8 protein-coding genes are annotated in these 11,162 nt (G+C 32.2%); 4 read left to right on the top strand and 4 right to left on the bottom strand.

Annotation, left to right across the window (positions count from 1 at the left end):
• Positions 1 to 715 precede the first annotated feature (715 nt).
• From CD129_RS07700 to fdhF, 4 genes are all read right to left on the bottom strand, one after another.
• Positions 716 to 1,843 carry an FAD-dependent monooxygenase gene (locus CD129_RS07700; RefSeq protein ID WP_078357031.1) on the bottom strand — a complete coding sequence of 376 codons (1,128 nt, stop codon included), beginning with the start codon at positions 1,841 to 1,843 and terminating at the stop codon, positions 716 to 718.
• A 316-nt stretch (positions 1,844 to 2,159) separates the two neighbouring features.
• Complete coding sequence (locus tag CD129_RS07695; RefSeq protein ID WP_078357032.1) at positions 2,160 to 2,927, bottom strand: N-acetylglucosaminidase; 768 nt, start codon at positions 2,925 to 2,927, stop codon at positions 2,160 to 2,162.
• Between the two features lie 139 nt (positions 2,928 to 3,066).
• Entirely contained in the window at positions 3,067 to 3,537 is a 471-nt protein-coding gene (locus CD129_RS07690) for a helical membrane plugin domain-containing protein (RefSeq protein ID WP_107509908.1), read from the bottom strand.
• The gene (gene fdhF, locus CD129_RS07685; protein WP_115337154.1) at positions 3,537 to 6,476 is read right to left on the bottom strand and encodes a formate dehydrogenase subunit alpha; all 2,940 of its coding nucleotides are present in this window, start codon (positions 6,474 to 6,476) and stop codon (positions 3,537 to 3,539) included. Before fdhF ends, CD129_RS07690 begins: the two co-directional genes overlap by 1 nt.
• Before the next feature lie 205 nt (positions 6,477 to 6,681).
• On the opposite strand from fdhF, the gene CD129_RS07680 reads away from it, so the two are divergent.
• The 4 genes from CD129_RS07680 (at position 6,682) to CD129_RS07665 (ending at position 10,993) form a co-directional block, all read left to right on the top strand.
• On the top strand, positions 6,682 to 8,127 hold the full coding sequence (locus CD129_RS07680; RefSeq protein WP_115337153.1) for a carbon starvation CstA family protein: 1,446 nt from the start codon (positions 6,682 to 6,684) through the stop codon (positions 8,125 to 8,127).
• Between the two features lie 152 nt (positions 8,128 to 8,279).
• Positions 8,280 to 9,572 (top strand): D-serine ammonia-lyase, encoded by a 1,293-nt coding sequence (locus CD129_RS07675; protein WP_078357036.1) that lies wholly within the window; start codon positions 8,280 to 8,282, stop codon positions 9,570 to 9,572.
• 2 nt (positions 9,573 to 9,574) lie between these two features.
• Complete coding sequence (locus CD129_RS07670) at positions 9,575 to 10,507, top strand: DMT family transporter (protein WP_107509904.1); 933 nt, start codon at positions 9,575 to 9,577, stop codon at positions 10,505 to 10,507.
• A 24-nt stretch (positions 10,508 to 10,531) separates the two neighbouring features.
• Positions 10,532 to 10,993, top strand: a complete 462-nt coding sequence (locus tag CD129_RS07665; RefSeq protein ID WP_078357038.1) for an NUDIX domain-containing protein — start codon at positions 10,532 to 10,534, stop codon at positions 10,991 to 10,993.
• Positions 10,994 to 11,162 lie beyond the last annotated feature (169 nt).

Here is an 11,162-nt window from a genome sequence, read left to right as displayed (position 1 = left end):
ACTACAAACGAATTTCAAAAGGCGAGAGTAAAGCTGACTTGTTTAAATTACGGATTTAAAATCCAAGAGACCGCACAGTCTACCTCTCTCTATAACTATAAAAAATAGCTATGAAAAAATCTATCGTCATAGATTTCTTCATAGCTAATCTTAGTATGTTTTTGTAGTCAAATCCGCTTTTACTGTATCTCTTATCAGCAATTTTACCTAGAATTGCTTTTAATGGACTTCTTATCAGCAATTTTACCTAAATCTGCTTTTAACGCATCACTTATAAGTATAATCGTAGAAAAAATGCATATAAAAATAGATTATTAGTAACGATTTTGTAAGTGCGGACGCCTGAGGGAATAGTATGCGTGAGAGACTACAGGCTCGATCCATACCCCTAGGCAAGCATGCACATACAAAATCGTAAGCCTGTATATAAAAATAGATCATTAGTAACGATTTTGTAGTGCGGACGCCTGAGGGAATAGTATGCGTGAGAGACTACAGGCTCGATCCATACCCCTAGGCAAGCATGCACGTACAAAATCGTAAAGTATTATAAAAAATAAGCATATCACTATAAACTTTTAAAAAATCAGTTAAGTGATATGCTTATTTATTTTGAGTTAGAATTTATGTCCCAAAATCGTCTGTTTTAATTACAGTTCTATATCGAAGTGTTCTCTCTATAACTATATTTAAACAAATAGCTTCAGAGCAGATTTTATTCTAATTTAGCTTTCTGCAGAAATTTCACTTTTTTACTTAATGATTTTGATGATAATCTTTTTAGCATATTATTTCTTATTTTAATCTTCAATGTACTTGAAGTTTGTGCTGATTTACCAATCTTTCTTGATTTTAAAATCACCTTTTTAGTATGCTTCGTTCTTAATTTATCGTAACGTTTCAGTGCTGATTCAATATCTCTATCATTTATTAAATTAGTTAATGTCACTGCATCTTCTATAGATTGTCCTGCCCCTTGTCCCATGTTAGGTGTAGTAGCATGTGCAGCATCACCTATTAGTACAACTCTTCCTGATATAAATGATTTTAATGGTGCTAAATCATACATATCATGTTGCAATATACCTAATTCTTCTTGAGCATCTAATACTTTCCTTACTTCATTAGGGAATTGGTTAAAGTAAGCTTGTAAGTGTGGTTTTTCAAATGATTTAAATTTCAAGTCATTTTCTTTAGCATTCATTGTACAGAACCAATAAAGTTCATTATCTTTTAGAGGAACAATTCCAAATCTCCCTTTATGACCCCAATATTCTAATGCTACTTCTTGCTCAATATCTAAATTTTCATTTACAACACCTCTAAAGCAAGTGTATCCAGCATATTTAGGTATTGCTTTCGGATAAATATTCGTTCTAACTTTCGAGTGAATACCATCAGCAGCAACGACTAAATCGAACTTTTCTTCAACGCCATTCTCAAAATATAGACGAACCGTGTCTGCTGTTTGTTTAAATTCTTTTAATTCATGATTTAAATATATACGATCTGATGGTACATAAGTTTTTAAAATTTCATGGAGTACATTTCTATGAATCGTTATATTTTCATGCTCATCTTGATTCATTATTAATGAATTTAAAAACACATCTAAGTCAGATCTAATTTCTATTTTTCTTAAAGATGCGCCTTCTTGTTCAATAGCATAAGCCATTTTGTATTGTTTCAGTGCTTTTAGTACATTGCTTCCAATTCCTAAACCTGCACCTACTTGATCTAAACTATTTCGTTTTTCATATACTGAAACATCATGCCCAGTTTGGCAAAGTAATCCAGCAGCAGTCAGTCCACCAATACCTGCTCCAATTACAGCAATTTTCATTTTGTTCACTACTTTCTTTGAAATAAAAATTAATTATATAACTACATTTTAACATGAACAAGTATATAAATGAGGCTAAGACATAAATTTATCCCAGCCTCTGATCATTATATTAGCAGTAGATAACTGGATTGAAAGTTTGATTATATCAAGCTTTTTCCTGTCACTTTAATTGTTATGCACATGCTTTACCCAAGTGTGCTTTTAAGTAATGCAGTATAAGCAATTTTCAGCAAAATTGCTTATAAGGATAGTCATAAAAGTAGATTTGAATACAAAATAAAGGCTGAGACATAAATTTGTCCCAGCCATAATGTTATTTGTAGTAATCTTTATATACTTTTGATTTTTTTAAATTATGGTCATCATAATAACTTTCCATAATTTTACCTATACTAGTTGCCCAGCTTACATCAGTTGCATATAAATGTTGCCCTGGATTATATGGGTTCCATCTCATTTTATATAATGTATTCTGACCATTACTGATATAGTCTTTCTTCACAAATTCAGCCCCACCAAGTATTGCTTTCTCTGGTGAAGTCCATCCTTTTTTACGAGCATAACTGCTACCTGTTTCAACTGCATCTTGGTCAAAAGCACCAATACCATAAAAGTTATAAAATTTCTTTCCGTTAGACATTTTAACGCCACTTGCTAATTCTGAATTACCGTTACCAGTTTCTATAAAAGCATGGCTAAGTAAATAAATTATATTCACATCATATTTTTCTTGAGCATTCATAAAAGCTTTTTCTTTACCTTTAAGTACACCCTTATCTTTCAAAATATCTTTAACTTGTTTTTCAGATATATCGACTTTCTCTGAAATATCAATGAATTGAAAATCAGTTTTACTTTTTTCAACATCCATATATTTATCTATCTCTTTTTTATCAGCATACACAAATTTATTATCTTCTTGCGTTACAGCAGGCGCGTCACTCTGTACTTGAATTTCAAGCGCCTCTTCATATGTATGTGTTTGATGATCTTTAAAAAAAGGAGACTCAAAAATAAATAGTAAAACAATAAATATAATAATAATAATGAGCCCTAATATTAAAGAGAACCTATCTTTCAAAAAGTTAATGATACTCACACCTTTTCTATTTATATAAGCAATGTTACTGTTTAAACTTATCTTATATTTTCTCAAATTTCAATCAAATAATATTTAAGATAAAAAGAGGCTGAAACAATTAATTGTCCCAGCCTACTAATTATTCACTTCTACTCATACCTCTTAAGAAGTTAAGTAGTAATGTTACACTTTGATTAATTTCAGGATCTTTTAATGCACCTAGTAAATCAGTTATAGATGTTTTCTTATTTGGATTTGCTCTGTTGGCTACTTTCATGCCATTATTAATTTTTTTTACGAATGTAGAAGTCTCTTCTATATCTAATTCTCCTAGTAAAAATAACATTTGCCCGAGATTACCTACAATTCCTTCGTATTGTTCTTTATTTAGTTCACTTACTAAGTTACCTGTTATAACTTTTCTTTGTACAATTGCGGCATGAAATGCATCTAGTGCTTGAGCTTCTTCAAGTGCATCAAGGATATCTATCCCTTTTTCGATTGCTAATTTACGATCAGCTAATCGTTCTTTTAGTTCATTCATATTTTCTTCTATTATATATTCTTTACGCTTATTCATACGTTTTATGACTTTTACTCTTTCACCCATTATTTATCGCCACCTTTACCTGGGAAAGTGTATCTTGATTGTTCCCATTTATCTTGGACTCTTACACTAATTTGTGGTTGTCTATGACCAAATCGTGAATTATGCTTAGGAATTGGTGATTCCCCTTTTTTAGTAATGACTTCTAGTTTAGCGTAATTATCTTTGTATGCTGGTGTATTCGTATCTTTATCTACATCACTTTCTGTTACAAAGTTTGGAGCACCTTCATTTTGGTCATTTAATGGAATATAAATGTAATTTCCTGTCACTCTATCCGTTACTTGAACATTCACTTCAGTAGTACCTACTTTAGAAGTTATTTTTACTCTTGCACCATTTTCTATACCATGTTCTTCAGCCAGTTCTTTCGAAATTTCACAGAAGTTTCTTGGTAATTTATATTTTAATCCTGGTACTTGGTAAGTCATATTGCCTTCGTGGAAGTGTTCAAGCACTCGTCCATTATTCACATGTAATGACATTTCTTCTGTTTGTTTAGATTCAACATTAAATTCTAATGGATAAAGTCTTGCTTTTCCATCTGGGAAATTAAATCTTTCTGTATATAACAATGGTGTATCTGTACCATCATCATTCATTGGCCATTGTAAACTATCAAAGCCTTCTAATCGATCATAAGTTACACCTTTAACTAATGGCATTAATTCTTGTGCTTCATTCCATATTTCACTTGGATGCTTATAATTCCAATCTGCACCAAGTGATTGAGCAATTAATTGTATAATCTCCCAGTCAGGTTTAGAATCCCCAAGCGGTTCTAATGCTTTGTTAATTCTTTGAATACGACGTTCTGTATTCGTAAAAGTACCATCTTTTTCTAATGATGGAGAGGCTGGTAATACAACATCAGCAAATTCTGCAGTTTTTGATAAAAATAAATCTTGAACGACTAAGAAATCAATTTTTTCAAAAGCAGATCTTACGTAATTGATATTTGCATCGACTACGCCTGTATCTTCACCTTTAATATACAGTGAGTGCAGCTTTCCTTCATGAATACTATCTATCATTTGATGGTTATCTAATCCTCTTTCAGAGTCTAAGGAAACATTCCAAGCCTCTTCAAATTTATGTCTAATTTCATCATCTGATACATCTTGATATCCAGGGAATGTATTTGGCATACTTCCCATATCACTACATCCTTGAACATTATTATGTCCTCTCAATGGATACGCACCTGTACCTGGTCTCATGTAATTTCCTGTAATTAACAATAGATTAGAAATAGCTGTACTTGTATCACTTCCAACACGATGTTGAGTCACACCCATTGCCCAACATATCGCTACCGAATTAACGTCAGTAATTTGTTTGGCAATATGTTTTAATTCATCTTGGCTTATACCCGTTTTATTTTCGGCATATTCTAAAGTAAATGAATCTAAACTTTCATAATATGATTCAAAGTCATTTACCCATTTTGAAATAAATGCTTTATTATGCCAACCTTGGTCGATTATATATTTCGTCACTGCTGAAAGCCATATTAAGTCTGTACCTGGTGTAGGCTTGTAAAATTTATCTGCACGTTCAGCCATTTCATGCTTTCTAATATCAAATACATAGAGCTTTTGACCTAATAGTTTATGTGCACGCTTAATTTTACTTGCTATTACTGGATGTGCCTCTGCAGTATTCGTACCAACTGTAATAACCATCTCTGCTTTTTCTAAATCTTCTATTGATCCAGAATCTCCACCATATCCTACTGTTCTGAATAAACCTTGTGTTGCAGGTGATTGACAATATCTAGAACAATTATCTACATTATGCGTACCTATAACTTGTCTAGATAACTTTTGCATTAAATACGATTCTTCATTTGTACATTTAGATGAAGATATAAATGCTAAAGCATCTTTACCATGTTGATTTTTTATTTGAGAAAACCTATTACTAATTACGCTTAATGCCTCATCCCATTCAACTTCTTGGAAATATCCTTCTTTTCTTACGAGTGGTTTTTTTAATCTTTCTTCAGAATTCACATAGTCCCATGCAAATTTCCCTTTAACACATGTTGAAATATGATTTGCGGGTGAATCTTCATGAGGTAAAACTCTTAAAATCTCTCTATCTTTCGTCCAAACATCAAACGAACATCCTACACCACAATATGTACATACTGTTTTAGTTTTCTTAATCGTTTCTTCTCTCATTGCCGCTTCAGAATCAGATATAGCAAACAATGGTCCATAACCCGTTTCAGCTTTTTTAGTGAGTTCAATCATAGATCTTAGCAGTCCAGGTTTTTGGTCGGTCATATAACCAGTTTTACCTAACATGTTATTTTCCATTAAAGCATTACAAGGACATACTGTTACACATTGACCACAATTCACACAACTTGATTCATCAATCGCTTTATCGTTATCCCAAATTACTCTTGGCTCATTTCTCTTCCAATCAATTGTTAAAGTTTCATTGACTTGCACATCTTGGCATACTTCAACACATCTACCACATAAAATACATTGATCAGGATCATATCTATAAAATGCACCATAGTCCTTTTCGTAGCCTTTTGAAGTAAAAGGCGTAGATTGATGTTCTAAACCAAATTCACCCATAGTATTATGAATTTCACAATCACCATTATTATAATCACAAACTGTACAATATAATTCATGGTTTTCAAGCACTCTGTCCAATGCTTGCTTTTGAGCCGATTTCACTTTCTCAATTTGTGTATTCACAACCATACCATTTTCAATCATAGTACTACATGCACGTTGAAGCTGCCCATTCACTTCAACAATACAAGAATCACAAGTTTCTACTGGTCCAAGTGACTCGTTATAACAAATAGAAGGAACAAAAGATAGTTTCTCTGCTTTTATAAAATCTAAAAGTCGCATCCCTTCTTCTATAAGAAAATCTTTACCATCAATAGTTACTATTTGATGCTCTTGCATATTGATTTCCCCCTTTATTTAATTCTGCCCATAAAAGTCATATTCATACGACTTATCTTTAATTATAATTTTGTAATTTTACAATTGCAAATAATACTCGGGGCTTATCGCTTTTAAAATTATCAGAAATTTCTAAATTCTCATTGATTGATTCCCCGTTTTTTGATAATCTATCAATATTCTCATCTTGAAAGAAGGTTTACATATGATTACTTTAATCACGAGCATCATCATACTGATTTTAGGTTATGTTTTTTATGGAAAATACATAGAACGTGTATTCGAAATATATCTTCAAAAAGAAACACCTGCATATAGTAAGCAAGATAATATGGACTTCACTCCATTGCCAGCTTGGAAAGGATGGATGATTCAATTACTTAATATTGCTGGCCTAGGTCCAATCTTTGGAGCTGTTGCAGGCGCTTTATATGGACCTGTAGCATTCATATGGATTGTAGTAGGATGTATCGTCGCTGGAGGTGTACATGATTACTTCTCAGGTATGCTAAGTTTACGTCATGGCGGTGCACAATTCCCAATGCTTGTGCAACATTATTTAGGAAAAGTTACAAGAGCATTTACTGATGTCGTTTCAGTAGTATTGATGGTATTAGTTGCTGCAGCATTCGTTGCTGGACCAGCACAACTTTTAGCTAGTAAAACACCAATATCATTTTTGGTAGCTTTAATTATTATATTTACATACTTTATACTTGCTGCAATTTTGCCTATAAATAAAATTATAGGTAGAATTTATCCTATTTTTGGAGTTATTTTAATAGTAATGGCTGTAAGTGTAGTTGTTGCCTTAATATTCAGTGGAAAACATATACCAGAAATTACAGTTCATAATTTACATCCAAGTGGTATTCCTGTATGGCCATTACTTATGGTGACTATATCATGTGGTGCTATATCTGGATTCCATTGTACTCAAAGTCCAATTATTTCTAGAACAATTAAAAATGAGTCAGAAGGTAGAAAAGTTTTTTATGGTGCTATGATTTCTGAAGGTGTAATTGCATTGATCTGGGCTGCTGCAGGGATGACTTTCTTTGGTGGCACAGAAGGATTAGCTGCAAAATTACAATCAGTCGGACCAGCTGGAGTAGTCGATCAGATTTCAGTAGAACTATTAGGACCATTCGGTAGTATACTTGCACTTTTAGGTATCATTATACTCCCAATTACTACTGGTGACACAGCACTTAGAAGCTCAAGAATGATTATAGAAGATTTTGTGAAAGATAAAGTAACTATCAAACCAAAAGTACTCATGATTTCAGCAAGCTTTGCAGTAGGTATACCCGCATTCTTCCTCTCAACTATTGATTATTCATTCTTATGGAGATATGTAGGATTTACTAATCAAATAGTAGCTACCGTGATGCTCTGGGTTAGTGTTAGTTACTTGTTGAGATACAGTAAAAATCATTTAGTAGCAGGAATACCCGCCTTATTTATGACTGGTGCCATAAGTGTATATGTATTATATGCTCCAGAAGGACTTTCACTTCCTTACCAAACTTCAATAATAGGCGGAGCAATTGTATTCTTAGTCATCGCATCATTATATGTTAGAGCTATTTTAAAACAAACAAATCCAAGTACAATCCCTTCACCAACTAGCGACTTATATACATCATAAATAGATAAGAGGCTGAGACAATTAATTCGTCCCAGCCTCTTATCTGGTTATAATGCTTATTAGTATAGCCTTTCCAGTCATTAATCTATCAATAAAATCAAAACAATTGTACTATTATAAAGTAAAGCACTTTTAAATAAGGAGAGATACTTATGACTATAGATGTTCAATCATTAAAAAATATATCCCCTATTATTTCAAATATTGCTCGTGGCGAAGAAATGTTTTGGAAAAATCCAGACTATCTAAACAAACAGTCTTTTCCATTTACATTGGACGATGTGATTGATGCTGAACAAAGATTGACTCGTTTTGCACCATATATTGCAAAAGTCTTTCCTGAAACTCAAAATAACCAAGGGAAAATTGAATCTCAAATTTTTCAATTAAACCATTTTAAAAAGACTCAATTTCCACATTTAAAGGGCAATCTTTTATTAAAAGGTGACCATGCGTTACCTATTTCAGGTTCTATTAAAGCACGTGGTGGTATTTATGAAGTGTTGAAATTTGCTGAAGAAACTGCCATTAAAGAAACTGATTTCACTGTAAATAGTGATTATAGCCTTTTAGCAACAGATTACTATCAAGATATATTTTCTAAATACCGTATTGCTGTTGGATCTACTGGTAACTTAGGTTTAAGTATTGGTATTATGAGTGCACAATTAGGTTTCAAAGTTACAGTACATATGTCACAAGACGCAAAAGAATGGAAAAAGGACCTCTTAAAATCAAAAGGTGTTGAAGTTGTAGAACACATTCAAGATTATGGTTATGCTGTAAAAGAAGGCAGAAAAATCGCTATGAATGATCCATACTGCCACTTTGTTGATGACGAAGCTTCTAAAGATTTGTTTTTAGGTTATTCAGTGAGTGCTTTAAGGTTGGAAAAACAACTTAAAGAAGCAAATATTAAAGTTGATCAAGACCATCCTCTATTCGTATATTTACCATGTGGTGTCGGCGGAGGTCCTGGCGGTGTTGCATTCGGTTTGAAGTTAATCTTTGGTGATAATGTACACCCTGTCTTTATAGAACCTACAGAAGCGCCTTGTATGGCATTAGGTATGATTACAAAGTTACATGACGGTATATCCGTTCAAGATGTCGGATTATCTGGTAAAACTATTGCTGATGGGTTAGCAGTTAGCCGTCCTTCAAAATTAGTAGGTACTATAATGTCCACACTTTTATTTGGCTCTTGTACAGTCGAAGATAATCAATTATACCGTTACTTAAAAGCTTTAAAAGATACTGAAAATATATTTATCGAACCTTCAGCTACTTCCGGATTTCATGGCTTGAAATATATTCATGATTTAAATTATGATTCACAACATGCTACACATATCGTCTGGTCTACAGGAGGAAATATGGTTCCAGATAAAGAACAATCTATTTACTATCAACAAGCAATTGATATAGAAAGAAGGAGTTATTAATATTGATACTACTTATTATATTAGGTGTTGTAGCTGGATTATGTGTACCGTTACAAACATCGATAAACACTAAATTAGGCAGCTATACTAAATCACCAATCCTTTCATCTTTTTATTCATTTCTAATTGGAACCATCGTTCTAATAATAGTCAATTTAATAATGAATCCACAAAAGTTATCACCATCATTTATGATGAATCAAGATTTTTCTTATGTATGGTTTACTGGAGGATTACTTGGTGTTGTATTCTTAACAGGTAATTTACTATTGTTACCTAGAATTGGTGCAGCTTTAACAGTTGTCATGACTGTATCAGGTCAAATTATTATGGGAATATTCATTGACCAATTCGGCTTATTTAATGCTGATATACATCCAATAAATTTAGAAAGAATTGCTGGCGTAATTATTATGTTACTGGGTATATTATTAATGAATTACAAAAAATCATCTGACCGAATTATTACGACTAAATCACAACATACAAATTATTGGATGGTATTAGGTATCTTTACTGGTTGTCTTCCCCCTATTCAAACTGCAATCAATAGTGCACTCAGATATGAAGTTCAGTCATTCTATTTTTCTGCATTAATTTCATTTGCTATAGGGACTATCGCTTTATTCATACTTTCATTATTACTTGTTAGAAGAATTCGTTTTAGCTTTCATCACCCTGATCAAGGGACAATTAAGCCTCTTTACTTTATAGGAGGCGTATTAGGAGTAGTATTTGTTACAACTAATATTCTTTTAATGCCTGAGCTTGGTGCAGCTTTAACACTAATGGTTGTTATTTTCGGACAAATGTTAATGGGATTATTGATTGACCACTTCGGTTTATTCAATACACCTAAGTTTAAAATTACAGCAAGAAGACTAATAGGTGCGACATTAGTTTTCATAGGTATTGTAATACTTAAGTTATTCTAATCTATTTATAAAGGAGGACTCTGAATGGATCTTTCAATAAAATCTGGAGACGGCATGCTGAACATACGCGTTGGTGCTATTATTAAAGATAAGCACGGTTACTGTTTTCACTATGATAAAAAACATGAATACTACACATTAATTGGTGGCAGAGTGAAATATTATGAAAGCTCAGATTCTGCTATTAAACGTGAAATCAAAGAAGAATTAGGCATAGAATGTGATGATATTTATTTTGTATCAACTATACAAAACTTTTTTGAATATGAAAGTACGTCATACCATGAAATTTTATTTATTTATCATGTCACATTAAAAGAATCTTTAAATGATTTAAACATTCCAAACAACCCAAAAATAGATTACGTTTCAGTCGGGATTTCAAATATTCCAGAAATTAATCTTCATCCTAGAAAAGCAAAAGAAATTATTTTAAAGAAAATTGATGTCCAACCCTTATTTATAAATAGAGATAATCCGAAATAAAATTAACAAAAAAAGAACGCATATTTTAGCGTTCTTTTTTTGTTAATTATAGTTCTTATAATCAATTAATCACTTAAATTCTCATTTTACAGTAAAATAATTAAAATAAATCCTCGAGATTTTTCAGCATGTATAATGGTTAAAGTATAATAAATTAGCTATTATATGT

This window comes from Mammaliicoccus fleurettii, from assembly GCF_003970575.1.
Classification (GTDB): Bacteria; Bacillota; Bacilli; order Staphylococcales; family Staphylococcaceae; genus Mammaliicoccus; species Mammaliicoccus fleurettii.
The sequence above is the reverse complement of the archived record's forward strand: the minus strand, read 5'-3'. Positions and strand labels throughout refer to the sequence as shown.

Bases quoted from the DNA above. Each gene is read 5' to 3' on its own strand.
- CD129_RS07690 (WP_107509908.1), bottom strand. From the start codon at position 3,537: ATGGGTGAAAGAGTAAAAGTCATAAAACGTATGAATAAGCGTAAAGAA.
- CD129_RS07680 (WP_115337153.1), top strand. From the start codon at position 6,682: ATGATTACTTTAATCACGAGCATCATCATACTGATTTTAGGTTATGTT.
- CD129_RS07700 (WP_078357031.1), bottom strand. From the start codon at position 1,843: ATGAAAATTGCTGTAATTGGAGCAGGTATTGGTGGACTGACTGCTGCT.
- CD129_RS07675 (WP_078357036.1), top strand. From the start codon at position 8,280: ATGACTATAGATGTTCAATCATTAAAAAATATATCCCCTATTATTTCA.
- CD129_RS07665 (WP_078357038.1), top strand. From the start codon at position 10,532: ATGGATCTTTCAATAAAATCTGGAGACGGCATGCTGAACATACGCGTT.
- fdhF (WP_115337154.1), bottom strand. From the start codon at position 6,476: ATGCAAGAGCATCAAATAGTAACTATTGATGGTAAAGATTTTCTTATA.